This window comes from Cellulomonas iranensis NBRC 101100 = JCM 18110 (assembly GCF_001552375.1).
GTDB classification, from domain to species: domain Bacteria; phylum Actinomycetota; class Actinomycetes; order Actinomycetales; family Cellulomonadaceae; genus Cellulomonas; species Cellulomonas iranensis.
Genome location: NZ_BCRB01000056.1, coordinates 1 through 25145, shown reverse-complemented (window position 1 = coordinate 25145; position 25145 = coordinate 1). Strand labels below are relative to the sequence as shown.

The following is a 25145-nucleotide window of genomic DNA, read 5'->3' as shown; positions in this document are numbered from 1 at the left end:
GGCGCCGGCGGCCCCACGGGGGGCGGGGGCACCGGACCGCGGACGTCGCGCGGGGGCGGGGCGTACAGCGCGTCGCCGGGCGGGACGACGGCCCGGCCGGGGACCTGCGCGGGAGCGCCCGCCGGGGCCGTCCGCACCGCGGCGGCGGCCGTGGCCGTCGTGCGCACGACGCGCGTGCCCGACGCCTTGTCGTGCCACCCCCGGCTCTGCGGGCCCTTGTCCCACGCCGCCGACGCCGCGACCACCCAGTTGCCCACGAGGCACACCGGCGTGCCGAGCGCCACGACGAGCTGCCGCACGAACGCGCGCGGGACGCCCGGGGCCGCGCCCGTCCGCTCGTCGACCGTGCGGACGCCGAGCAGCCGGGCGCCGAGCGTGGTGCCCCGCAGACCCTCGGCGACGATCTGGGCGACGCCGACCACGAGGCCGAGCGCCCACGCGAGCAGCGTGCCGTCGACGCCCGTGGCCAGCCCCAGCAGCACGCCCACGAGGCCCGCCACGAACGCGAGCGCGAGGTCGATCGCGTACGCACCGACGCGGCGCCCCACGGACGGCGGCACGTCGGCCGGGCGCGCGCCCCCCGAGGCGCGCGCGGCCGACCGCAGGTCGCGCACCGCCGCCGCCTCGAGACGCGGCGAGGACGGCGCGGCAGCAGGGGCGCCAGGCCCCGGCGCGGCGGGGGTCGGCGGCGGCGCGACGGGCGACGACGTCACGCGTGAGGTCGGCACGCCGGGTACCGACGGCGACGCGTCCGCGGCCGGCCCGGCGATCGGGTGCCCGGCGGACGACGCGGCCGCCCGGTCGTCGCCCGCGCGCGGGGTCGGCCACGCGGACGGCCGCAGAGCGTCCGCCGAGAGCGGGTCCGAGGAGACGGGGTCCGCGCCGCCGCGGGCGGCGGCGCGGCGCCCCGAGAGCCCACCCACGGGGCGGGACGGGGTCTCCGGCGCGGCCTGCGCGTCCTCCTCGCCGGACGTGCGGGCGATGAGCGGCACGCGCGCGCCGCACACGGCGCACGCCGTCGCGTCGGGCGCGAGCGGCATGCCGCAGGACGCACAGCGGGGGGCCGAGGCGCGGGTGCTCACGGACGATCCTCCGGGGTCGGGTGAGGCGTCATCGTCCCACGTCAGGGCCGGTGGGCGCGTCGGACGGGCGGGTGACGGCCACCGCGTCGACCACGACGACGGTCACGTTGTCCTGCGCGCCCGCGGCCAGCGCCTCGCGCACCAGCCGGTCGGCCGCCGCCTGCGGGTGACGCTCGGCACGCAGCACCGCCTGCACGCGTGCGTCGGGCAGCGCGTCGGTCAGCCCGTCCGAGCACACGACCATGCGGTCGCCCGGGCTGACGGGGAACATCCGCAGGTCCGGCTCCACGCGCGACGCACCGCCGCCCAGCACGCGCGTCACGACGTGCCGTCGCGGGTGGTGCGGCGCGTCTTCGACCGCGACCAGACCCTGGGCGACGAGCTCGGCGACCTCCGAGTGGTCGTGCGTGAGCTGCTCGAGGACGCCGCCGACCATGCGGTAGGTGCGCGAGTCGCCGACGTTGACCACGAGCCAGCACGGCACGCCCGCGTGCTCGGTGAGCACCACGCCGGACAGGGTCGTCCCCGGCCGCCGCTCCCCCTCGGCACGCAGCGCGCGCACCCGGCGGTGCGCCTCGCGCACGACACGCACCGCGTCGTCGAGGGACGGGTTCGTGCCGCCGAGCGAGCGCACGACGTCCACGGCGACGCTCGACGCGACCTCACCGGCCTCGTGCCCACCCATGCCGTCGGCGACGACGAACACCCCGTCGGAGGCCCACGCGGTGTCCTCGTTGCTGTCGCGCGCGGCCTGGTCGGTGGCGAGGGCGGACCGTAGCCGGACCCGGGTACCCATCACCACCGCCGCGTCACGACGCGCGGTCGACGAGCGCGTCCGCGAAGGCGACCAGCGCGTCCTTGACCGGCCCGGCCGGCAGCGGCGCGAGCTCGGTGACCGCCTGCCGCGCGAGCTCCACGGCCCGTCGACGCGTCTGCGCGACGACGTCGTGGTCGCGCAGCGCCGCGACCGCCGTGGCGAGGTCCGCGTCGTCCGTCAGGTCGCCGTCCAGCAGCGCGAGGACGTCGCGGTCCGCCGCGCCGGCCGACGCCGCCGCGACCCGCGACCGCAGCAGCAGCGCGGGCATCGTCGGGACCCGCTCGCGCAGGTCCGTGCCGGGGGTCTTGCCCGTCACGGTACCGTCGGACGTGAGGTCGATGACGTCGTCGGCGAGCTGGAACGCCACGCCGATGGTCTCGCCGAACTGCGTGACCGTGCGCACCACCTCCGCGCTGCAGCCCCCGAACATCGCCCCGAAGCGGGCGGACGTGGCGATGAGCGACGCGGTCTTGTCGGAGAGCACCTGCAGGTAGTGCGCGACGGGGTCCTCGTCCGCACCGGGGCCCACGGTCTCGTGGAGCTGGCCGAGGCACAGCCGCTCGAAGGTCTGCGCCTGGATGCGCACGGCCTCCGGTCCCAGCCCGGACACGAGCGAGGACGCGCGGGCGAAGAGCAGGTCGCCGGTGAGGATCGCGACCGAGTTGCCCCAGACCTCGTGCGCGGCGGGTGCGCCGCGACGGACCGGGGCCGAGTCCATGACGTCGTCGTGGTACAGCGTCGCGAGGTGCGTCAGCTCGACCACGGCGGCGGCGTCGACCACCTCACGGCGCGCGCCGTCGCCGAGCTCCGCGGTCAGCAGCGTGAGCAGCGGGCGCAGGCGCTTGCCGCCCGCGTTGACGAGGTGGCTCGACGCGTCGTGCGCGATGGGGTCGGCGTACGTGACGGCGCTGCGCAGCAGCTCCTCGACGAGACCGAGGCGCCCCGTCAGGCGCTCGGCGAGCGCGGCGTCGTGCAACGGGAGGGCGAGAGCGGTCGTCACGGGACGAACCTATCCGCACCCTGGCGCGGTCGCGGAACCGGGAGCGCTCGGTGTCCGATCGCTCCCGGTTCGCGCAGCCACGACACGGACGTCACGGCAGCAGGACCGCCACCGAGGCGATGGCGTCCAGGACCGGCGACGGGGCGACGCCGAGCAGCACCGTGAGGACGGCGCACACCGCGACGGCGACGACCGTGAGCCCCTCGCCGGCCGCGACCGTCGTGGTCGCGCGCTCGGGCGCAGACGTGGCCACGGCGACGCCGGTCGCGGCGGCCTGGGTGCCCCCGTCCGCGACGTCGTCGGACGCGACCGCACCGACCGCGGGGGTCGGACCGGCCGGCGCGTCGTCGGCCGCGTCGTGCGGCGAGGTGAAGAACATCAGCACGATGATGCGGACGTAGAAGAACGCCGCGGCGGCCGAGGCCAGCACGCCGACGAGCGCGAGCTGCCAGGCGCCACCCTCGACGGCCGCCGAGAAGACGGCGAACTTGCCGACGAACCCGGCCGTGAGCGGGATCCCCGCGAACGACAGCAGGAAGAGCGTGAACGTCACGGCCACGACGGGGTGCGTGCGACCGAGCCCGGCCCACTGCGGCAGGCGCGTGGCCTCGCCCAGCAGCGTGGTCGTGCCGTCCTCCCCCGGTCCCTGCTCGCGCACGAGCGACACGAGCCCGAAGGCGCCGACGGTCGCCGCGCCGTAGGCCAGCAGGTAGAACAGCACGGCCGTCAGACCGGCGTCGTCGAGCGCGACGACGCCCGTGAGCACGAAACCGGCGTGCGCGATCGACGAGTACGCGAGGAGGCGCTTGACGTCGGTCTGGACGAGGGCGGCGACCGTGCCGACGACCATCGTGAGGATCGCGACGACCCACAGCACGACGTCGAGGTCCCACGCCATGCCCGGGAGCATGCCGTACACGACGCGCAGCAGCGCGCCGAACGCGGCGACCTTGGTGCACGCGGCCATGAAGCCCGTGACGGGGGTCGGGGCGCCCTGGTAGACGTCGGGCGTCCACATGTGGAACGGCACGGCGCCGACCTTGAAGAACAGGCCCGCGAGCAGCATGAGCGCGCCGACGACCAGCAGCCCCTCCATGCCGTTGGGCGTGGCCGTCGCGGCGGCGATGTCCGCGAACCGCAGCGAGCCGGAGTACCCGTACAGCAGGCCGATGCCGAACAGCATGATCGCCGAGACGAACGCGCCGAGCAGGAAGTACTTCATCGACGCCTCCTGCGACAGCAGGCGCCGGCGGCGGGCCATGCCCGACAGCAGGTACAGCGGCAGCGAGAGCACCTCGAGCGCCACGAACAGCGTCAGCAGGTCGGTCGTCGCGGGGAAGACCATCATGCCGCCGGTCGCGAACAGCAGGAGCGGGAAGACCTCCGTCTGGCGCAGCCCGCGGCGGCGCGCGAGCTCCTCGTAGTCCGAGCCGGGCACGGCAGCGGCCGCGGGGGCGAACGCGTCCTCGCCGCCCGTGACGCGGTCGGCGACGACGAGCGTGGACAGCAGCGCGAGCAGCGCGATCGTCGCCTGCAGCACCAGCGTGGGGCCGTCGACCACGAGCGAGCCGCCGAGCACGTCGGTGCCGCCCGTCCGCTCGGTGTCGGACCACAGCGCGGCGATCGCGACGATCGACCCTGCCAGCGCCGCGAGCGTGAGCGTGAGCTGCACCGCGCGACGGTGCGCGGCGGGCACGAACGCCTCGACGAGCACGCCGACCACGGCGGTCAGCAGCACGACCATCACGGGGACCATCGGTCCCCACGCGATCTCGGGGACGGTGAAGCCGCTCACTGGTCGCTCCCTTCGGCACCGGCGGTGGCGATCGACACGGTCGGCGCGACGTCGTCGACGCCGACCTGCTCGAGGCTCACGTGCGCGGGTGGCCGCACGAGGTCGAGCGCGGGGCCGGGCAGGAACCCGAGCACGAGCATGAGCGCGACGAGCGGGCCGATCACCCAGCGCTCGCGCGCGCCGAGGTCGGGCGTGCTCGCGAGCTCGGGGCGGACGGGGCCCGTGAACACGCGCTGGTACAGCCACAGCACGTACAGCGCGGCGAGCACGACGCCGAAGGTCGCGGCCACCGCGACGCCCGGGTGCCGCGCGAACGTGCCGACGATCACGAGGAACTCGCTCACGAACGTCGACAGGCCGGGCAGCGACAGCGCGGAGAGGCCGACCACGAGGAACAGGCCGGCCATCACGGGCACGACCTTCTGCAGCCCGCCGAAGTCGCCGATCTGCTGCGACCCGCGGCGCGCCGCGAGGAAGCCCACGAGGAGGAACAGCCCACCGGTCGAGAGCCCGTGGTTGACCATGTAGAACGACGAGCCGGCGATCGACGTCGACGTGAACGCGAAGATCCCCAGGACGATGAACCCGAAGTGCGACACCGACGTGTACGCCACGAGCCGCATCATGTCCTTCTGCCCGATGGCGAGCAGCGCGCCGTAGAGCACCGAGACCACCGCGAGCACGACGATCACGGGCGCGGCCCAGCGCGACGCGTTCGGGAACAGCGGCAGGCAGAGCGTCAGCATCCCGAACGTGCCGACCTTGTCGAGCACGCCGACCAGCAGCGTCGAGGTGCCGGCCGGCGCCTGCTGCGCCGCGTCGGGCAGCCACGTGTGGACCGGGAACATCGGCGCCTTGATGGCGAACGCCAGGAAGAACGACAGGAACAGCCACTTCTCGACCGAGGGGTCGAGCGCCGTGCCGACGAGGTTCTCGGTGAGGAAGCCCTCCGGCCCGCCCGGTCCCTGCAGGTACAGCGCGATGACGCCGACCAGCATGACGAGGCCGCCGGCGAGCGAGTACAGCAGGAACTTCACCGCCGCGTAGCGCCGCTGGGCGCCGCCGAACGCGCCGATCATGAAGTAGACCGGGATGAGCATCGCCTCGAAGACGACGTAGAACAGGAACACGTCGCGCGCCGCGAACACCAGGACGATGAACGCCTCGAGCAGCAGCACGAGCGCCAGGTAGTGGCGCAGCCGGTCCGTGGGCCCGCTGACCGAGCCCTGCTCGCGCCAGGCGGCGAGCACGACGAGCGGCACCAGGACCACCGACATCGCGATGAGCGCGAGCCCCACGCCGTCGACGCCGAGCGCCCACGAGACCCCGAGCGCCGGGATCCAGGGGTACGTCTCGACGAGCTGGTGGGTCGCGGCGTCCGCGACGTCGAACGCGGAGAACGCGGCGACGACCAGCGCGACCTGCGCGAGGGCGAACCCGAGCGCGACGGCGCGGGTGTGGCGACGGGCGCCGGTGGGCAGGACCCACAGCGCGACCGCGCCGAGCAGCGGCAGCACCACCAGGGCGCTGAGCCAGGGGAAGTCCGACATCAGTTCTCGCTCTCCTCCGACTCGATCAGCCGCGTACGGCCAGGACGACGACCGCGAGCACGACCACGCCGACGACCATCACCGCGGCGTACGAACGGGCGAAGCCGTTCTGCGCGCGGCGCACGAGGTCGCCGATCCCGACGGTCACGCGCGCCAGACCGGTGACGGCGCCGTCGACGACGGCCTTGTCCCCGTAGACCAGCGACCGCGTGAGGTACTGCCCGGGCTCGACCAGCACCGCGTCGTTGACCGCGTCCTGGTAGAGGTCGACGCGCGCGGCGCGCGTGAGCACCGTGCCGACGGGCGGCACGACCGGGACGGTGGACACCGCGTACCGGCGCCACGCGAGCGCGAGGCCGAGCGCGACGGCGATGAGCGTGAGGCCGATGAGCACGGGCACGCCCAGCACGGGCTCCTCGTGCTCGGCGTGGCCGACCGACGGCTCGAGCCACGTGACGAACCCGACGGCCTGCAGCACCCAGCCGAGCGCGACCGAGCCGACCGCGAGGACGGCCATGGGCACCCACATGAGGGCGGGCGACTCGTGCGGGTGCTGCTCCTTGCCCTCGCGCGTGGTGCTCCAGCGCTTCTGCCCCTCGAACGTCATGAAGAACAGGCGGGACATGTAGAAGGCCGTGATGCCGGCGCCCAGCAGCGCGACGGTGCCGAACACCCACGCGCGCCACGGCTGGCCGTCGACGGGCACGAACGCGGCCTCGATGATCTTGTCCTTGCTGAAGAACCCGGCGAACGGCGGGATGCCGAGGATCGCGAGCCAGCCGGCCATGAACGTGAAGTACGTGATCTTCATGTACCGGCCCAGTCCGCCGAAGCGGCGCATGTCGACCTGGTCGTCCATGCCGTGCATGACCGACCCGGCGCCGAGGAACATGCCGGCCTTGAAGAAGCCGTGCGTGACCAGGTGGAAGATCGCGAACGCGTACCCGATGGGCCCCAGGCCCGCGGCCAGCACCATGTAGCCGATCTGGGACATGGTCGACGCGGCAAGCGCCTTCTTGATGTCGTCCTTCGCGCAGCCGACGACCGCCCCGAACAGCAGCGTGATCGCCCCGATGATCGCGACGACGAGCTGCGCGGTGGGCGCACCGGCGTAGATCACGCCCGAGCGCACGATGAGGTAGACGCCCGCGGTGACCATGGTCGCGGCGTGGATGAGCGCGGAGACCGGCGTCGGGCCCGCCATCGCGTCGCCCAGCCAGGACTGCAGCGGGAACTGCGCCGACTTGCCGCACGCCGCGACGAGCAGCGCGATGCCGATCAGCGTGAGCGTCGACTCCGAGGTCTGCGCGACGTTCGCGTGCACGGTCGAGAAGTCCAGGCTGCCGAAGGTCGCGAACATCAGGCCCATGGCGACCAGCAGCCCGACGTCGCCGACGCGGTTGGCGACGAACGCCTTCTTGGCGGCGACCGCGTAGGGCGTGTGGTGGTTCCAGAAGCCGATGAGCAGGTAGGACGCGAGGCCCACGCCCTCCCAGCCGACGAACAGCAGCACGTACGAGTCCGCGAGGACCAGCAGCAGCATCGCCGCGACGAACAGGTTGAGGTACGCGAAGAACCGGCGCCGCGCGGCGTCGTGCTCCATGTACGCCACGGAGTAGACGTGGATGAGCGTGCCGACGAACGTCACGAGCAGCACGAACGTGAGCGACAGCGGGTCGACCCGCAGCCCGGCGTCGATGCTCAGGGCGCCCGCGTCGAGCCACGTGCCGAGGTGCACGTCGTGCACGCGCTGCTCGGCCGGCAGGCCGAGCATGCCCAGCAGCAGCAGGAGGCCCACGACGAACGACCCGGCCGAGGCCAGCACGCCGAGCCAGTGGCCCCAGCGGTCGGAGCGGCGCCCGAGCAGCAGCAGGACCGCGGCCGAGAGCAGCGGCAGCGCGACCAGCAGCACGGCGGCGTCGGCGCCGGGCCAGTCGGCGGCCACGGCGGGCTCGACGGCCGGCACGACGGCAGGGGCCGTCAAGGAGATCAGGGTGTGCACGTCGGAGCCCCTCAGCTCTTCAGCAGGTTGACGTCGTCGACCGACGCCGAGCGTCTGGTCCGGAAGATGGTGACGATGATCGCCAGCCCGACGACCACCTCGGCGGCCGCGACGACCATGACGAAGAACGCGAGCACCTGGCCGGACAGGTTGCCGTGCATGCGCGAGAACGTCACGAGGAGCAGGTTCGTCGAGTTGAGCATGAGCTCGACGCCCATGAACACGATGATCGCGTTGCGCCGCAGCAGGACCGTCGTGGCGCCGATCGCGAACAGGATCGCGGCCAGCACCAGGTAGTGGGTGAGGCTCACCGGGCCCCCTCCTCGTCGTCGGTCTCGGTGGCGTCGGTGCCGGGGGTGCCCGGGGTCGGTGCGGTCCGGCCGTGCGGGTCGTCGACGTCGCGGTTGGACGTGAACGTCCCGGCGCCGGACGCCCAGCCGCCCGCGAGCACGCGGTCGATCCGCGCGGCGTACTCGCGCGCGTCGGCCTCCTGGCCGCGCACGCGCAGCACGCGCGGCACCGAGGCCTCGATCGGGCGGCCCTCGGGGTCGAGCGCGGGCACGTCGAGCGCGTTGTGCCGCGCGTACACGCCGGGGGCGGGCAGCGACACGGGGTAGCCGCCCTCGCGCAGGCGACGCTCGGCGCGCTCGCGCTGGCCGACCTTGCGCGTCAGCCGCTGGCGGTGCGTCAGCACCAGGGCGCCGAGCGCCGCGGTGACGAGCAGCGCGCCGACGACCTCCATCGCGAACACGTGCTGGCCGAAGATCACGTGCGCGATCGCCGTCGGGTTGGACCCGTCGTTGACCTCGGTGATGCCGACCGGCGCGCCGTAGGTGGCGCGCCCCACGACGCCCGCGAGGACGACCGCGAGCCCGAGCCCGGCGAGTGCGCCGATCCAGCGCTGGCCGCGGATCGTCTCGACGAGCGAGTCGGAACGGTCGACGCCCACGAGCATGAGCACGAAGAGGAACAGCATCATGACGGCGCCGGTGTAGACGACGACCTGCACGACGCCCAGGAACTCGGCGCCCTGCGCGACGTACAGGAACGCGAGCGAGATCATGACCAGCACGATCGCGAGGGCCGCGTGCACGGCCTTGCGGGCGAACAGCAGGCCGAGCGCCGCGAGCACCATGATCGGGCCGAGCACCCAGAACAGGACGGCCTCGGCCGTGCTGGTCTGACCGGACTCGGTCAGGGCGCCGGCGGCCGCCGGCAGCACCGTGAGGACGTGGCTCACCGGGCACCCCCCTGGCGGTGCGCGCCCGCCGTGATCTCCCGCTGCGCGAGGCGCGTGGCCCCGAGGTCCGGCACGACCGCGCCCTTGGCACGGTTCTCCGGCAGCGTGGGGTCGTCGGGGCGGTGCTCGGCGACCCACGCGACCTGCTCGTCGGTGGTGCCGGTGACCTCGCCCCGGTAGTACTCGGTGTCGGTCGTGCCCTCGACCATGGGGTGCGGCGTGGACAGCTGCCCCTCGCGCAGGGGCGCGAGCAGGTCCTGCTTCTCCCAGATCATGCCCGGCCGGGTGGGGCCCGCGAGCTCGTACTCGTTGGTCATCGTGAGCGCCCGCGTGGGGCACGCCTCGATGCACAGGCCGCAGAAGATGCAGCGCAGGTAGTTGATCTGGTAGACGCGCCCGTACCGCTCGCCGGGCGAGAACTGCTGCTCGGGCGTGTTGTCGGCGCCCTCGACGTAGATCGCGTCCGCGGGGCACGCCCACGCGCACAGCTCGCAGCCGATGCACTTCTCGAGGCCGTCGGCGTACCGGTTGAGCTGGTGCCGGCCGTGGTAGCGCGGCTTGGTGGGGACGCGCTCGCGCGGGTACTGCTCCGTGACCGTGGGCCGGAACATGTTGGAGAACGTCACGCCGAACCCGGCGACGGGCGCCAGCAGCTCGCCGAGGCCGGACCGCTTCTCGATGAGCGAGCGGTAGCCCTCGGTGGCCGGGCGGTCGACCTCGCCGCCCGTGCGTCCGGTGCGCTGCACCTGGCCGCCGGACGACGCGGGCGTCGTGCCCGGGCGGGCCTTCTTCTTGCGCTGCTCAGCCACCGCGCACCTCCAGCGGGGTCTCGGGTCCGGACGGGTCGCCCGCGTCGGTCGCGGTCGCGGCGAGGCGACGCTGCGCGCGCGGCGAGGGCGGGAGCACCTGCCCCGGCAGGGGCGGGACGGGGTAGCCGTCCGCGAAGGGGTCGATCTCCTGCGGTCCGGTCGGGCCGGTCTCGGGCGCGGGCTTCTTCTCCGGCACCAGGAACGACACGACGAGGCCGACGAGCACGAGGCCCGCGAGCACGAACAGCAGCGTGCGCAGGTCGACGTCCCACAGCTGGCGCGCGGCCTGCACGAGCGAGACGCACACGACCCACGCGAGCGCGGCCGGGATGAGGACCTTCCAGCCGATCTTCATGAACTGGTCGTAGCGGAACCGCAGGACCGACCCGCGGATCCACACGAACAGGAACATGAACATCCAGACCTTGGCGACGAACCACAGGACCGGCCACCAGCCGGTGTTGAACATGCCGTCGTTGATCGCCGAGAGCGGCCACGGGGCGCGCCAGCCGCCGAAGAACAGCGTGGTCGCGACCGCCGAGACGTTGAGCATGTTGATGTACTCGGCGAGGAAGAACCACGCGAACTTCATCGACGAGTACTCGGTGGTGTAGCCGCCGACGAGCTCGCCCTCGGCCTCGGGGAGGTCGAACGGCAGACGGTTCGTCTCGCCGACCATCGAGATGACGTAGATGACGAACGCGGGCAGCAGCGGCAGGAACCACCACACCGAGGTCTGGGAGTCGACGATCTGCGACGTCGACATCGAACCGGCCATGATGAAGACCGACACGAGCGACAGGCCCATCGCGAGCTCGTAGCTGATGACCTGCGCGGTCGAGCGCACGCCGCCGAGCAGCGGGTACGTCGAGTTGGAGGACCAGCCGCCGAGCACGATGCCGTACACGCCGACCGACGCGCACGCGAGGATGTACAGCACCGCGACCGGGAAGTCGGTGAGCTGCAGCGGCGTCACGACGCCGAAGATGCTCACCTCGGGCCCGAACGGGATGACCGCGTACACGAGCAGCGAGCACAGCACCGCGATCATCGGCGCGAGGATGTAGACGAGCTTGTCGGCCGCCTTGACGGTGATGTCCTCCTTGACCAGGAGCTTCATCGCGTCGGCGAGCGACTGCAGCAGGCCGAACGGGCCGTGCACGTTCGGGCCGGGACGCAGCTGCATGATGCCGACCACGCGCCGCTCGAACCAGATCGCGATGAGCACGCTGGTCAGCAGGAACACGATGATCGCGACGGCCTTGAGCAGCCACACCCAGAAGACGTCGTTGCTGAAGTCGGCGACGACGGGCGCGACGGCGCCGTCCCCGACCGCGCTCGGCAGCGCGGTCAGCGCCGCGGGCAGCACGCTCATGCCTGCTCCTCCTCGTCCGCGCGGACGCCGGCGACCGCGTCGGCGGCGTCGCCGCTCACCGGGCCCGTCGCGCCGTCCACGACCAGGGGTGCGTCCGACGCCCCCGCGCGCTCGAGGCGCACGACCGTGCCGGCGACCGCGCCGAGCACGTCGCGGACCGCCGCGCCGCGCGGGTTGGTCGGCAGCCACACCACGTGGTCCGCCATGTCGGTGACCTGCACGGGCACGGTGACGGTGCCGCGGTCGGTCGAGACGGCGACGTCGTCGCCGTCCGCGAGGCCCGCCGCCTGCGCGGTCGCGGGCGACACGCGCGCGACGGTCCGCTTGGCGGTGCCGGCGAGGTACTGCTCGCCGTCCTGCAGGCGGCCCGCGTCGAGCAGCTGGTGCCACGTCGCGAGCACGGCGTGACCCGGCGGCACCGCGGGAGGCTCGGCCGGGGCCGTCGCGGGCGCGTCGCCGCGCGCGCCGGCCCAGCCGCCGAGGCGGTCGAGCTCGTCGTGCACGGCCGTGAGCGTCTGCAGCCCGAGGTCGACGCCGAGCGCGTCGGCCAGGCGGTCGAGCACGCGGTGGTCGGCGAGCTGCGTCGTCGTGAGCGCCTGCGGGAAGGGTCGCGGGCGGCCCTCCCACGTGACGAACGTGCCGGGCTTCTCGACCGGGGGTGCGACGGGCAGCACGACGTCGGCACGGTCGGTGACCTCGCTGCGCCGCACCTCGAGCGACACGACGAACGGCACCGTGTCGAGCGCGGCGCGCGCGAGCACGGGGTCCGCGTGGTCGGCCGGGTCGACGCCGCCCACGACGAGCGCGCCCAGGCGCCCCTCGGCGGCGGCGGCGAGGATCTCGTCCGCGCTGCGGCCGGGCGCGGCGGGCAGCTCGTCGACGCCCCACGTCGCGGCGATGTCGGCGCGTGCGGCCGCGTCGGCGACCGGGCGGCCGCCGGGCAGCAGGGTCGGCAGCGTGCCGGCCTCGATCGCGCCGCGCTCGCCCGCGCGGCGCGGGACCCAGGCGACGCGCGCACCGGTGCGCTCGGCGAGCCGCAGCACCGCCGTGAGCGTGCCGGGGACGGTCGCCGCGCGCTCGCCGACGACGATCACGGCGCCCTCGGCGGCCAGCGCGTCGGCGGTCGCGCCGAGCACGTCGTCCGCACCCGTCGCGATCGCGTCGAGCACCTCGGGCTCGGTGCCGGGCGCGGCCGCGAGGAGCGTGCCGTCCAGACGCTCGAGGCCGCGGCTCGCGAGGGCCGCGACCGAGAACACGCGCGTGCGGCCCGCGACCACGGAGCCGCGCAGCCGCAGGAAGACGATGCCGCCCTCCTCCTCGGGCTCGTACGCGACGCACAGCACGGCGGGCGCGGCGACGAGGTCGCCGAACGTCACCTGCAGCGTGCGCCCCGCGACGTGGTGCGCGAGGAACGCGGTCTCCTCGGCCGAGTGCGGCCGGGCGCGGTGGTCGACGTCGTTGGTGCCGAGCGCGACGCGCGCGAGCTTGCCGTACGCGTACGCGTCCTCGAGCGTGAGGCGGCCGCCGGGCAGCACGCCCACGCCCGCTCCCGCGATCGCGGCCCGCAGGCCCTCGGCCGCCGTGTCGAGCGCCTCGACCCACGAGCACGGCTCGAGCTCGCCACGCGTGCCGTCCGCGTTGCGGCGCCGCACCATCGGGGTGGTGACGCGGTCGGGCGCCGACTGCCAGTGGAAGCCGAAGCGGTCCTTGTCGGTGATCCACTCCTGGTTGACGACCGGGTCGTCGCCCGCGAGGCGGCGCAGCACGACGCCGCGCCGGTGGTCGACGCGGACGGCCGACCCGTTCGCGTCGTGCTCGGCGACGCCCGGCGTCGAGACCAGGTCGAACGGACGCGCACGGAACCGGTACGCGGCCGACGTCAGCGCGCCCACGGGGCAGATCTGCACGGTGTTGCCCGAGAAGTACGACGCGAACGGGCGCCCGCTGGTGTCGACCGTCGACGCGCCGACCGGCGCGTCGCCCGCGAACCCGAGCACCTGCGTGTCGAACGTGCCGATCTGCTGCTGCGCACCGCGCTTCTGCAGGTCGATCCACACGTCGCCCGCGATCTCCTCGGAGAACCGCGTGCAGCGCTGGCACAGCACGCACCGCTCCCGGTCGAGCAGGATCTGCGTCGACACCGCGATCGGCTTGGGGAACGTGCGCTTCACGTCGACGAACCGCGTCGCCGCCCGGCCGTTGCTCATGGCCTGGTTCTGCAGCGGGCACTCGCCGCCCTTGTCGCAGACCGGGCAGTCGAGCGGGTGGTTGATGAGCAGCAGCTCCATGACGCCGTGCTGGGCCTTGTCGGCCTCGGGCGACGTGTGCTGCGTCTTGACCTGCATGCCGGGCGTCGCCTCGAGCGTGCAGGACGCCTGCGGCTTGGGCATCTTCGCGACGTTGCCGTCGCGGCCGGGCGCCCACACCTCGACGAGGCACTGCCGGCACGCGCCCGCGGGTGCGAGCAGCGGGTGGTCGCAGAACCGCGGGATCTGGATGCCGAGCTGCTCGGCGGCGCGGATGACGAGCGTGCCCTTGGGCACGGTCGTCTCGATGCCGTCGACCGTGAACGTCACGGTCGCCTCCGGCTCGGGCGCGGTGACCGGCGGCGCGGCCGGCACGAGCGGCGTGCCCGAGGTGTTCCTCGGGGTCGTGATCGTCATGCGTGCACCCCCGCGAGCTGCGTGCGACGACGCGGCGTGTAGTCGAAGAGCGCGCTGCGCTCGGGCGGGAACAGGACGTCGGCGGGCGTGTGCGTGCCCGCCTCGAACTCCTCCCGGAAGTACTTGATCGCGCTCGTCACGGGGCTCGTCGCCCCGTCGCCGAGCGCGCAGAACGCGCGGCCCAGGATGTTGTCGCACAGGTCCAGCAGCAGGTCGATGTCGGCGCTCGTGCCCTGACCGGCCTCGAGGCGCGCCATGATCTGCGCGAGCCAGAACGTGCCCTCGCGGCAGGGTGTGCACTTGCCGCACGACTCGTGCTTGTAGAACTGGATCCAGCGCGACACCGCGCGGACCACCGACGTGGTCTCGTCGAAGATCTGCAGCGCGCGCGTGCCGAGCATCGACCCCGCCTTGCCGACCGACTCGTAGTCGAGCGGCACGTCGAGGTGCTCGGCGGTGAAGATCGGCGTCGACGACCCGCCGGGCGTCCAGAACTTCAGCTCGTGGCCCTCGCGGACCCCGCCGGCCATGTCGAGCAGCTCGCGCAGCGTGATGCCCAGCGGCGCCTCGTACTGGCCGGGGCGCGTCACGTGCCCCGACAGCGAGAAGAGGCCGTGGCCCGCCGAGCGCTCGGTGCCCATCGACGTGAACCACTCGGCACCGCCGCGCAGGATGCCCGGCACCGACGCGATCGACTCGACGTTGTTCACGACCGTGGGGCGCGCGTACAGGCCCGCGACCGCCGGGAACGGCGGCTTGAGCCGCGGCTGGCCGCGCAGGCCCTCGAGCGAGTCGAGCAGCGCCGTCTCCTCGCCGCAGATGTACGCGCCGGCGCCCGCGTGCACCGTGATCTCGAGGTCGAAGCCCGATCCGAGGATGTCGGTGCCGACGTACCCGGCCTCGCGCGCCTCGCGCACGGCCTCCAGCAGGCGGCGGTAGACGTGCACGACCTCGCCGCGCAGGTAGATGAACGCGTGGTGGCAGCCGATCGCGTAGGACGTGATGACCACGCCCTCGATGAGCTCCTGCGGGCTCGCCATCATGAGCGGGATGTCCTTGCAGGTGCCCGGCTCGGACTCGTCGGCGTTGACGACGAGGTAGCGGGGGCCGCCGTCGGGCGCGGGCAGGAAGCCCCACTTCATGCCCGTCGGGAAGCCGGCGCCGCCACGACCGCGCAGGCCCGAGTCCTTGACCGTCGTCACGACGTCGGCGGCGGGCATGCCGAGCGCGCGCCGCAGGCCGCGGTAGCCGCCGTCGGCCTCGTAGCGCGCGAGCTTCCACGACCGGTCCGCGTCCCAGTGCGCGGACAGCACGGGGGTCAGGGTCGTCATCACGACTCCTTCGCGTCGTCGGACTTCTGCTTGCGCTGCTCGCCCGTGGGCGAGGTGTCGGCCGGGGTCGTCGGCGCGTGCTGCGCGCTCGACTGCTCCTCGCCGACCTCGGGCGCACCGTCGTCGACCTGCGCGGCCGTCGCGGCGGCCCGCTCGTCGGCGTCGAACGACGGGGCCGTCCAGCCGCGCTCCTTGGCGAGCGCCGTGCCGCGCAGCGTGGCCTCCCCCGCACCCACGCCCTCGTCGGCGCGGCCGTCGGGGAACCCCGCGAGCACGCGGCTGATCTCCTTGAACGTGCCGACCTGCGACGCTCCGCGCGTGGGCGCCACCGCCTCGCCCGCGACCAGCCTGTCGACGACCTCGACCGCCGAGGCGGGCGTCTGCTCGTCGAAGAACTCCCAGTTGACCATCATGACCGGCGCGTAGTCGCAGGCCGCGTTGCACTCGATGCGCTCGAGCGTGATCGCCCCGTCGGGGGTCGTCTCGTCGTGCCCGACCCCGAGGTGCTCGCTGAGCTCCTCCCAGATCGCGTCGCCGCCCATGACCCCGCACAGCGTGTTGGTGCACACGCCCACCGTGTACGTGCCGTTGGGGTGCCGCTTGTACTGCGTGTAGAACGTCGCGACGGCCGACACCTCGGCGGTCGTCAGGCCCAGGTGCGCCGCGCAGAACGCGATGCCGCGCGGGCTGACGTAGCCGTCCTCGGACTGCACCAGGTGCAGCATCGGCAGCAGGGCCGAACGGGCCTGCGGGTACCGCGCGACGATCTCGTCGGCGTCACGCGTCAGGCGCGCACGCGTCTCGTCGTCGTAGCCGGTGGCGTGCCGCTCGCCGGGCACGCGACCGTGCCCGTGCGGCGCGGCCGCGTCTGCGTGCTCGACGGACATCAGCGGTCCACCCCTCCCAGCACCGGGTCGATCGACGCCACGGCGACGACCACGTCGGCGATCTGCCCGCCCTCGCACATCATGGAGACGGCCTGCAGGTTGTTGAACGACGGGTCGCGGAAGTGCGCCCGGTACGGCTTGGTGCCGCCGTCGGACACCAGGTGCACGCCCAGCTCGCCGCGCGGGTGCTCGACGGTCTGGAACACCTGGCCCGCGGGGACGCGGAAGCCCTCGGTGACCAGCTTGAAGTGGTGGATCAGGGACTCCATGGAGGTGCCCATGATCTCCTTGATGTGGTCGAGCGAGTTGCCCATGCCGTCGGTGCCGATCGCGAGCTGCGCGGGCCACGCGACCTTCTTGTCGGCCACCATGACCGGGCCCGGCTTCGCGAGCCGCTCGAGGCACTGCTCGACGATCCGCATCGACTGGTAGCACTCCTCGATGCGCAGCAGCAGCCGGCTCCACGCGTCCGCGCCGTCGTTGACGGGCACGTCGAAGTCGTACGTCTCGTAGCCGCTGTACGGGTTCGCCTTGCGCACGTCGTACGGCAGGCCGGTCGAGCGCAGGATCGGACCCGTGACGCCCAGGGCCATGCAGCCCGCGAGGCTCAGCGTGCCGACGTCCTTCATGCGCGCGTGCAGGATCGGGTTGGCCAGCATGAGGTCCTCGAGCTGGCGCAGGTAGCCCCGCACCTTCCCGAGCGCCTCGCGGACGGCGTCGATCGAGCCCGGGGGCACGTCCTGCGCGACGCCGCCGGGGCGGATGTACGCGTGGTTCATGCGCAGGCCCGAGATCATCTCGAAGATCTTGAGGATCTCCTCGCGGGCCGTGAACCCGAGGATCATGATCGTCGTGGCGCCGAGCTCGTTGCCGCCCGTGGCCAGGAACACCAGGTGCGACGAGATGCGGTTGAGCTCCATCATCAGCACACGGATGACGCTCGCGCGCTCGGGCACGTCGTCGGTGATGCCGAGCAGCTTCTCGACAGCGAGGCAGTACGCGGCCTCCTGGAACAGCGGCGCGACGTAGTCCATGCGGGTGCAGAAGGTCACGCCCTGGGTCCAGGTGCGGAACTCCATGTTCTTCTCGATGCCCGTGTGGAGGTAGCCGATGCCGGCCCGGGCCTCGGTGACGGTCTCGCCGTCGATCTCGAGCATGAGGCGCAGCACGCCGTGCGTCGACGGGTGCTGGGGCCCCATGTTGACGACGATGCGCTCCTCGCCGAGGCGAGCGGCCTCCTCGGCGATCTGCGACCAGTCGCCGCCGGACGCCTCGAACGAGGGCACGCCCTCGGTCTGGTCCTGCGGGACGCTGCGGGTCGCGTGGGGGGTGTGCGACGTGGGGGCGGTCATCAGCTGTACGACCTCCGCTGGTCCGGGGGCGGCACGGTCGCGCCCTTGTACTCGACCGGGATGCCCCCGAGGGGGTAGTCCTTGCGCTGCGGGTGGCCCGGCCAGTCGTCGGGCATCTGGATGCGCGCGAGGCCGGGGTGCCCGTCGAACACGATCCCGAAGAAGTCCCAGGTCTCGCGCTCGTGCCAGTCGTTGGCGGGGTAGACCCCCGTGGTCGACGGGATGTGCGGGTCGGCCTCGGGCGCCGCGACCTCGAGCCGCAGCCGGCGCCCGTGCGTCACCGAGACGACGTGGTAGACGGCGTGCAGCTCGCGGCCCGCGTCGTGCGGGAAGTGCACGCCCGAGACCCCGAGCGACAGCTCGAAGCGCAGGTCGGGGTCGTCGCGCAGCGCGCGGGCGACCTCGACGAGGTGCGCGCGGGCCACGACGAGCGTGAGCTCGCCGCGGTCGACGACCACGGCCTCGACCGCGTTGGCGTACCCCGTGCCGGACTCGTCGAGCAGCTCGGTCAGGACGTCGACGACCTCGTCGAACCAGCCGCCGTAGGGTCGCTCGCTCGGACCGGGCATCGCGACCGTGCGCACGAGGCCGCCGTAGCCGGACGTGTCGCCCGTGCCGTGCGCGCCGAACATGCCGGTGCGCACGTCGACCACCTCGAGCGGCGTGCGGGCGCCGGCGTCCGCCGGCAGGTTCTGCGACCCGGCCTCGAGGGCCGCCGCGCTCGTGCGCTGCGCACCCACGGGTGCGCTCTCGCCCGGCTTCACGGCGGCCGACGCGTCGGCCTTCTCGCCCGCGGGCGTCGTCCTCTTCTCGTCGGTCATCGCAGCAGCCCCGTCATGTGCGACGTCGGCGTGGCGGCCATCGCGGCCTCCTGCGCCTTGCGCGCGGCCTCGGCCCGGTTGACGCCCAGCGGCTGGTCCTGGATCTGCTGGTGCAGCGCGAGGATCGCGTGCAGCAGCATCTCGGGCCGCGGCGGGCAGCCGGGCAGGTAGATGTCGACCGGCACGACGTGGTCGACGCCCTGCACGATCGCGTAGTTGTTGAACATGCCGCCGGACGACGCGCACACGCCCATCGACAGGACCCACTTGGGCCCCGGCATCTGGTCGTAGACCTGCCGCACGATCGGCGCCATCTTCTGGCTCACGCGCCCGGCCACGATCATGAGGTCCGCCTGGCGCGGCGACGCGCGGAAGACCTCCATGCCGATGCGCGAGATGTCGTAGCGGCTCGTGCCCGCGGCCATCATCTCGATCGCGCAGCACGCGAGCCCGAAGGTCACGGGCCACAGCGACGCCTTGCGGAAGTAGCCGACGAGGTCCTCGACCGTCGTCAGCAGGAAGCCCGAGGGCGCTTCCTCGATGCCCATGTCAGACCCTCCTCGTCCCCGTCGTCTCCGTCAGTCCCACTCCAGGCCGCCGCGCTTCCACTCGTAGACGAAGGGCACCGTGATCAGCAGCAGGAACGCGAGCATCGCGACCAGGCCGAACGTGGCGAGCTCCGCGAAGCTCACCGCCCAGGGGTAGAGGAACACCACCTCGATGTCGAACACGATGAACGTCATCGCGACGAGGTAGTACTTGATCGGGAACCGCCCGCCGCCGATCGCGTGCGGGGTCGGCTCGATGCCGCACTCGTAGGCCTCGAGCTTGGCGCGGTTGTAGCGCTTGGGTCCGAGGATCGCGCTCGCACCGACGCCGCCGAGGGCCAGGACCGCGGCGATCCCGATCATCACCAGGAGCGGGACGTACGGGTTGCTCATCGGGCTGTCCTCCTCGTCGTCGAGGCCGGTCCGCTGCGGGGCCGGCGGTGGGGGTCGGGTGCGTGCGTCACGGTGCGGGGCTCATGCGTCCGGCGCCAGCCGGGCGAGCCCGGCGATCACGCGGTCGACCACGTCCCCGCCGCGTGGCTCGTAGCAGTCGGACAGCAGCTTGAGCACGAACTTCATGAGCAGCGGCCGCGGCAGGCCGTAGCGCGTGCACAGCTGCATGATGCGCGGGTGCTCGATGAGCCGCACGAAGACGCGCCCGAGCGTGTAGTAGCCGCCCAGGTCGTCCTTCATGCGGTGCTGGTACGTCGCGAACGCGCGCTCGCGGCCCGCCGCGGACCCGCGCGCCAGGCCCTGCGCGAGCGCGTCGGCGGCGACGCGCCCGGCCTGCAGGCCGTACGCGATGCCCTCGCCGTTGAACGGGCTGACCATGCCGGCCGCGTCGCCCGCGAGCAGCAGGCCGTTCGCGTACAGCGGGCCGCGGTTGAACCCCATCGGCAGCGCGGCGCCGCGCACCGGCGCGACCTGGTTGTCGGGCGTGAACTCCCACTCGGCGGGGGCGTTCGCCATCCACCGCGCGAAGAGGTCCTTGTAGTCGACCTTGGTCGCCGCGGCCGTCGAGGACACCGAGCCGAGCCCGACGTTCGCGGTGCCGTCCCCGAGCGAGAAGATCCAGCCGTAGCCGGGCATGAGGTTCGAGCGCCCGGGGGCGCCGTCCCACAGCTCGAGGTGCGACTCCATCCACGGGTCGTCGTGCCGCGGCGTGCGGAAGTAGGTGCGCACGGCGACCCCCATCGGGCGGTCGTCGCGCTTGGTGCGGCCCACCGCGGTCGCGAGCCGCGCGGACACGCCGTCCGCGGCGACCACGACGGGCGCGCGGTACTCCACCTGGTCGCCCGCGTCGACCGTGCGGCGGCCGTCGGACGCCACGGCGCGCGCACGCACGCCGACGACGCGGCCGGTGCGCTCGTCGCGCACGGGGCTCGTGACCGACGTGCCCTCGAGCAGCTTGGCGCCCGCGGCGCGCGCGTGCTCGGCGAGGGTCTGGTCGAACGACGTGCGCGCCCGCGCGAGCCCGTAGGACGGGTAGCTCGACAGCTCGGGCCAGGGCAGCTCGAGGCGGTGGCCGCCGCCGATGACGCGCAGGCCGCGGTTGCGGATCCAGCCGTCCTCCTCGCGGATCGGCACGCCCATGCGCACGAGCTCCGAGACCGCGCGCGGCGTCAGGCCGTCGCCGCAGATCTTGTCGCGCGGGAACGTCGCCTTCTCGAGGAGCAGCACGTCGAGCCCGGCGGCCGCGCAGTGGTAGGCCGTCGAGGCGCCTGCGGGACCTGCGCCGACGACGATGACGTCGGCGTCATCCGTCGGTACGCGCACCACGCTGGGACCCCACTTGTGACGATGTTCACGTGCAACTCCGGCGAGTGTAACCACGCCCCCAGGGCCTGTCTGCGAAGGTTTGGCTTACCTTGGTAGACCCCCGGGACGATGGTCCCGGGACGCGTGCCGAGCAGGGGTGACACCCCCTCCGGGGCGCCGCGGACCGCACCGTCGATGCCCGGTCCGTCCCCATCGTCCCGCGCGACGGCCGCGTCCGCACCGCGGGTGCGCCGGTCCGGACGGTCCGACCGGCCGCCCACCGGGCCGCGCGGCGCGACGATCGTCACACCCGAGACGTCCGGGGACGCCGCGAGCCCGCCCCGCCGGGCGGCGGGACGGGCTCGTCGACAGAGGTCAGGACAGCCCCCGGGAGAGGCCGTCGCGACGTCAGGGACGCACGGCGCGGTGCAGCGCGACGATGCCGCCCGACAGGTTGCGGTAGGCCACCTGGTCCCACCCCGCGCGACGCACCTGACGCCCCAGCGCGCGCTGGTCCGGCCACTCGCGGATCGACTCGGCGAGGTACACGTACGCCTCGGGCGACGTGGACACCGCACGCGCCACCGGCGGCAGCGCCCGCATGAGGTAGTTCGTGTAGACGACGCGGAACGGCGCGAACGTCGGGCGCGAGAACTCGCACACCACGAGGCGGCCGCCCGGGCGCGTGACGCGCAGCAGCTCGGCGAGCGCGGCGTCGACGTCCGACACGTTGCGCAGCCCGAAGGACATCGTGACCGCGTCGAACGACGCGTCCGCGAACGGCAGGTGCAGCGCGTCGCCCGCGACGAACGGCAGGTCGGGCCGCCGCCGGCGCCCCTCGCGCAGCATGCCCGTCGACAGGTCGCACGGCACGACGTGCACGCCCGCGTCCGCGAGCGGCTCGCTCGACGTGCCGGTGCCCGCCGCGAGGTCGAGCACCGTCTCGCCCGGCTGCGCGTCGAGCGCGGCGAGCGTCGCGCGGCGCCACGCCCGGTCCTGGCCGAGCGAGAGGACGTCGTTGGTCAGGTCGTACCGGCGCGCGACCGCGTCGAACATCGACGCGACGTCGCGGGGGTCCTTCTCGAGCGTGGCACGGGACATGCGTCCCATCGTCTCAGGTCCACGGGCCCGGACGTGCCGCACGTCACCGAGCGTGGCGCCCCGCCGGTCCGCCGCGGCCCCCCGCGCGTCCTACGCTGACGACGATGAGCACGCCGAACCGGGCCGCCGCGGGCGCCCACGTCCCGCAGCACCTCGTGGTGCGCACCGTCGCGATCCACGACCTGCCGACCGGTGACCACCCCGACCCCGCGGACCTGCTCGACCTGCTGCCGCCCGACGCGCCCCTCGCCTGGGTGCGCCGCGGCGACGGCCTGGTCGGCTGGGGCGAGGCCGTGCGCATCGAGGTCGGCGGCCCCGACCGGTTCGCCGACGCCGAGCGCGCGTGGCAGGACGTGCTCGCGCACGCGGTCGTCCGCGACGAGGTGCGGCTGCCCGGCACGGGACCCGTCGCGTTCGGCTCGTTCGCGTTCGACGACGCCTCGGCCGCGGGCGGCGTGGTCGTCGTGCCCCGTGTGGTCGTGGGGCGGCGCGACGGCCGCACGTGGCTGACGACGCTCAGCACGGGCGCCGCGCTCGGCCCCCTGCCGCGGCTCGCCGAGCTCGCACCCGCGCGCACGCCCGCGGCCTGCCCCGGCGAGGTCGCGTACACCGACGGCGCGGTCACGGCCGACGCGTGGCTCGACGTCGTCGCCGACGGCGTGGCCGCGATCCGGGCCGGTGAGGTCGACAAGGTCGTGCTCGCGCGCGACGTGCACGCGCGCACCGAGCACCCGCTCGACGTGCGCTGGGCGCTGGGCCGGCTCGCCGAGCGGTACCGCTCGTGCTGGACGTTCAGCGTCGACGGCATGATCGGCGCGACCCCCGAGCTGCTCGTGCGCTCCGAGCGCGGGCTGGTCACCTCGCGCGTGCTCGCCGGGACGATCCGCCGCACGGGCGACGACGACGCCGACGTCGCCCGCGCCGGGATCCTCGCGCACTCCTCGAAGGACCTCGAGGAGCACGAGTACGCGGTCGCGTCCGTCGCGCGCGCGCTCGCGCCGTACTGCTCGTCGACCAACGTCCCCGACGTGCCGTTCGTGCTGTCGCTGCCGAACGTGCTGCACCTCGCGTCCGACGTCACGGGCGTGCTCGCGTCGCCGCAGGGCGACGACGCGCACCCGTCGTCGCTCGCGCTGGCCGCCGCGCTGCACCCCACGGCCGCCGTGTGCGGCACGCCGACCGCCGCGGCGCGCGACCTCATCGCGCGCATCGAGGGCATGGACCGCGCGCGCTACGCGGGCCCGGTCGGGTGGTTCGGCGCCGACGGCGACGGCGAGTGGGGCATCGCGCTGCGCTCCGCCGAGGTGGACCGCACCGACCCGCACCGCGTGCGCCTCTTCGCGGGCTGCGGCGTCGTCGCCGCGTCCGACCCCGCCGCGGAGCTCGCGGAGTCGCAGGCCAAGCTCGTGCCGATGCGGTTCGCGCTGTCGTCCTGACGCCGGGCCGCGCGCCGTCCGCGTCCGGCGGGCCCGCCGGACGCGGACGTGCCGCAGGCCCGCCGCGGGAGGGGACAGCCCGCGACGGGCCTGCGGTGCGGACCGGCCCCAGGGGGTGGGCCGGCGCGCCGGGCAGGGTCCTCACGGACCCGCCCCGGTGCGGGGGGCGGGGTCCGGCGTGCCGCCGGCCCCGCCGTGGCGTCAGCCCTGGCCCTGCTGGCCCTGCTGCTCCTGCTGCTGACGCTGCTGGAACCACTGCCAGAGCTGCTCGGGGGTCATGCCGCCCGGCAGCTGGCCCTGCTGGTCCTGACCGCCCTGCTGGCCCTGGCCCTGCTGGTTCTGGTCGGTCGTGTCGGGACGCGTGGCGAGCGTGACGTCGAGCTCGATGGTCTTCCCGTCGCGCACGACCGTGAGGGTCGCGTCGTCGCCCGACGACATGCCCCGCACGAACGCGGTGAGCGACTCCGCACCACCGACCGGGTCCTTGCCGATCGCGACGATGACGTCGCCCTGCTGCACGCCGCCCGCCGCGGCCGGCGAGCCGTCGCTCACGGTCTGCACGACCGCGCCGCGGCGCGTCACGCCGTCGGCCGTGGCCGTCCCGTCCGCGAGCGTCACGCCGAGGTAGGCGTGCTCGGCCTGGCCGTCCTGGATGAGCTGACCCGCGATGTTCTTGGTGACGTTCACCGGGATCGCGAAGCCGAGGCCGATCGAGCCCGACTGCTGGCTGAGCGTCGCGATCGACGACGTGATGCCGATGACCCGGCCCGTCGCGTCGAACAGCGGCCCGCCCGAGTTGCCGGGGTTGATGGCCGCGTCGATCTGGATCGCGTTGGTCACGGCCGCCTCGCCGCCGTTCTCCTGCGTGGAGACCGGACGGTCGACCGCGGACACGATGCCGGTGGTCACCGTGTTGGCCAGGCCGAGCGGGTTGCCGACTGCCATCACCGGGTCGCCGACCGCGACCTCGTCGGAGTCGCCGAGCGCCGCGGCCTTGAGGTCGGAGGGCGCGTCGACGAGCTTGACGACCGCCAGGTCGGTGCTCGCGTCGGTGCCGACCACCTGGGCCTCGAACATGCGCCCGTCGGTCAGCGTGACCTGCACGTTGCCCTCGGCGCCCGCGACCACGTGGTTGTTCGTGAGCACGTGGCCCGCGTCGTCGATGATGACGCCCGAGCCCTGCGCCTCGCCCGAGGACGTCTTGACGTCGATGGCCACGACGGACGCCTGCACGGCGGCCGCGACGGCCTGCCAGTCCGGGTTCTCGTTCGACGAGCCGGAGACCGGCACGTTCTCGGCGGTCGAGCGGCCAACGTCGGCGAGCGACGCCGAGCGCTGCGACGACCCGGGAGCGGCGTCGCCGACCAGACCGCCGACGCCGGCGACCGCGCCGCCGCCCACGAGCACGCCGATCACCGCGGCCGACGCGACCCAGGCCCACGCCCGCGAGCGCTTGCGGGCCGGGGGCTCACCCGGGGCCGCCCACGGGTCCGCGCCGGGCGGTACCGCGCCGGGGCCGCCCGGGGCGCCGACGCCGAACGCGGCACCGGGGGCGTGGTGCCCCTCGGCGCCGACCGC

21 protein-coding genes are annotated in these 25145 nt (G+C 74.0%); 1 reads left to right on the top strand and 20 read right to left on the bottom strand.

What is annotated here, in order from left to right:
- The 19 genes from CS2_RS12305 to CS2_RS12215 form a co-directional block, all read right to left on the bottom strand.
- Positions 1-1082, bottom strand: a 1082-nt coding sequence (locus CS2_RS12305) for an RDD family protein (RefSeq protein ID WP_156442123.1), incomplete at its 3' end; no start/stop codon positions are given.
- A gap of 28 nt (positions 1083-1110) precedes the next feature.
- Positions 1111-1878, bottom strand: a complete 768-nt coding sequence (locus CS2_RS12300; protein ID WP_070320206.1) for a PP2C family protein-serine/threonine phosphatase — start codon at positions 1876-1878, stop codon at positions 1111-1113.
- 13 nt (positions 1879-1891) lie between these two features.
- Positions 1892-2899, bottom strand: a complete 1008-nt coding sequence (locus CS2_RS12295; RefSeq protein WP_046529030.1) for a polyprenyl synthetase family protein — start codon at positions 2897-2899, stop codon at positions 1892-1894.
- A 91-nt stretch (positions 2900-2990) separates the two neighbouring features.
- Positions 2991-4655 carry an NADH-quinone oxidoreductase subunit NuoN gene (gene nuoN / locus CS2_RS12290; protein ID WP_370297514.1) on the bottom strand — a complete coding sequence of 555 codons (1665 nt, stop codon included), beginning with the start codon at positions 4653-4655 and terminating at the stop codon, positions 2991-2993.
- 35 nt (positions 4656-4690) lie between these two features.
- Complete coding sequence (locus tag CS2_RS12285) at positions 4691-6244, bottom strand: NADH-quinone oxidoreductase subunit M (RefSeq protein WP_070320204.1); 1554 nt, start codon at positions 6242-6244, stop codon at positions 4691-4693.
- Between the two features lie 25 nt (positions 6245-6269).
- The gene (gene nuoL, locus CS2_RS12280) at positions 6270-8246 is read right to left on the bottom strand and encodes an NADH-quinone oxidoreductase subunit L (protein ID WP_082740190.1); all 1977 of its coding nucleotides are present in this window, start codon (positions 8244-8246) and stop codon (positions 6270-6272) included.
- Between the two features lie 11 nt (positions 8247-8257).
- A complete protein-coding gene (gene nuoK, locus CS2_RS12275) occupies positions 8258-8557 on the bottom strand; it encodes an NADH-quinone oxidoreductase subunit NuoK (protein ID WP_046529033.1) in 300 nt (99 codons plus the stop codon).
- Positions 8554-9486 carry an NADH-quinone oxidoreductase subunit J gene (locus CS2_RS12270; protein ID WP_052748271.1) on the bottom strand — a complete coding sequence of 311 codons (933 nt, stop codon included), beginning with the start codon at positions 9484-9486 and terminating at the stop codon, positions 8554-8556. Before CS2_RS12270 ends, nuoK begins: the two co-directional genes overlap by 4 nt.
- Entirely contained in the window at positions 9483-10166 is a 684-nt protein-coding gene (nuoI, locus tag CS2_RS12265) for an NADH-quinone oxidoreductase subunit NuoI (protein ID WP_226239410.1), read from the bottom strand. Before nuoI ends, CS2_RS12270 begins: the two co-directional genes overlap by 4 nt.
- A 121-nt stretch (positions 10167-10287) precedes the next feature.
- The gene (gene nuoH, locus CS2_RS12260; protein WP_070320203.1) at positions 10288-11670 is read right to left on the bottom strand and encodes an NADH-quinone oxidoreductase subunit NuoH; all 1383 of its coding nucleotides are present in this window, start codon (positions 11668-11670) and stop codon (positions 10288-10290) included.
- Positions 11667-14333, bottom strand: a complete 2667-nt coding sequence (locus CS2_RS12255) for an NADH-quinone oxidoreductase subunit G (protein ID WP_070320202.1) — start codon at positions 14331-14333, stop codon at positions 11667-11669. The genes nuoH and CS2_RS12255 overlap by 4 nt, the downstream gene beginning before the upstream one ends.
- On the bottom strand, positions 14330-15664 hold the full coding sequence (nuoF, locus tag CS2_RS12250) for an NADH-quinone oxidoreductase subunit NuoF (protein WP_174524305.1): 1335 nt from the start codon (positions 15662-15664) through the stop codon (positions 14330-14332). Before nuoF ends, CS2_RS12255 begins: the two co-directional genes overlap by 4 nt.
- Positions 15664-16551, bottom strand: a complete 888-nt coding sequence (gene nuoE / locus CS2_RS12245; RefSeq protein WP_046529037.1) for an NADH-quinone oxidoreductase subunit NuoE — start codon at positions 16549-16551, stop codon at positions 15664-15666. The genes nuoF and nuoE overlap by 1 nt, the downstream gene beginning before the upstream one ends.
- Entirely contained in the window at positions 16551-17903 is a 1353-nt protein-coding gene (locus tag CS2_RS12240; RefSeq protein WP_070320200.1) for an NADH-quinone oxidoreductase subunit D, read from the bottom strand. Before CS2_RS12240 ends, nuoE begins: the two co-directional genes overlap by 1 nt.
- Positions 17903-18724 (bottom strand): NADH-quinone oxidoreductase subunit C, encoded by an 822-nt coding sequence (locus tag CS2_RS12235; RefSeq protein ID WP_046529039.1) that lies wholly within the window; start codon positions 18722-18724, stop codon positions 17903-17905. Before CS2_RS12235 ends, CS2_RS12240 begins: the two co-directional genes overlap by 1 nt.
- Positions 18721-19272 carry a NuoB/complex I 20 kDa subunit family protein gene (locus CS2_RS12230; RefSeq protein WP_046529040.1) on the bottom strand — a complete coding sequence of 184 codons (552 nt, stop codon included), beginning with the start codon at positions 19270-19272 and terminating at the stop codon, positions 18721-18723. Before CS2_RS12230 ends, CS2_RS12235 begins: the two co-directional genes overlap by 4 nt.
- Positions 19273-19302: 30 nt before the next feature.
- Positions 19303-19665 (bottom strand): NADH-quinone oxidoreductase subunit A, encoded by a 363-nt coding sequence (locus CS2_RS12225; protein WP_046529041.1) that lies wholly within the window; start codon positions 19663-19665, stop codon positions 19303-19305.
- 81 nt (positions 19666-19746) lie between these two features.
- Positions 19747-21051 carry a geranylgeranyl reductase family protein gene (locus CS2_RS12220; RefSeq protein WP_370297513.1) on the bottom strand — a complete coding sequence of 435 codons (1305 nt, stop codon included), beginning with the start codon at positions 21049-21051 and terminating at the stop codon, positions 19747-19749.
- A 387-nt stretch (positions 21052-21438) separates the two neighbouring features.
- Complete coding sequence (locus CS2_RS12215) at positions 21439-22131, bottom strand: demethylmenaquinone methyltransferase (protein WP_046529042.1); 693 nt, start codon at positions 22129-22131, stop codon at positions 21439-21441.
- A gap of 104 nt (positions 22132-22235) precedes the next feature.
- Here CS2_RS12215 and CS2_RS12210 point away from each other — a divergent pair, with 104 nt between their 5' ends.
- Complete coding sequence (locus CS2_RS12210) at positions 22236-23567, top strand: isochorismate synthase (protein ID WP_070320199.1); 1332 nt, start codon at positions 22236-22238, stop codon at positions 23565-23567.
- A 201-nt stretch (positions 23568-23768) separates the two neighbouring features.
- On the opposite strand, the gene CS2_RS12205 is transcribed toward CS2_RS12210, so the two are convergent.
- A partial coding sequence (locus CS2_RS12205) for a S1C family serine protease (protein WP_070320198.1) occupies positions 23769-25145 on the bottom strand: 1377 nt, incomplete at its 5' end.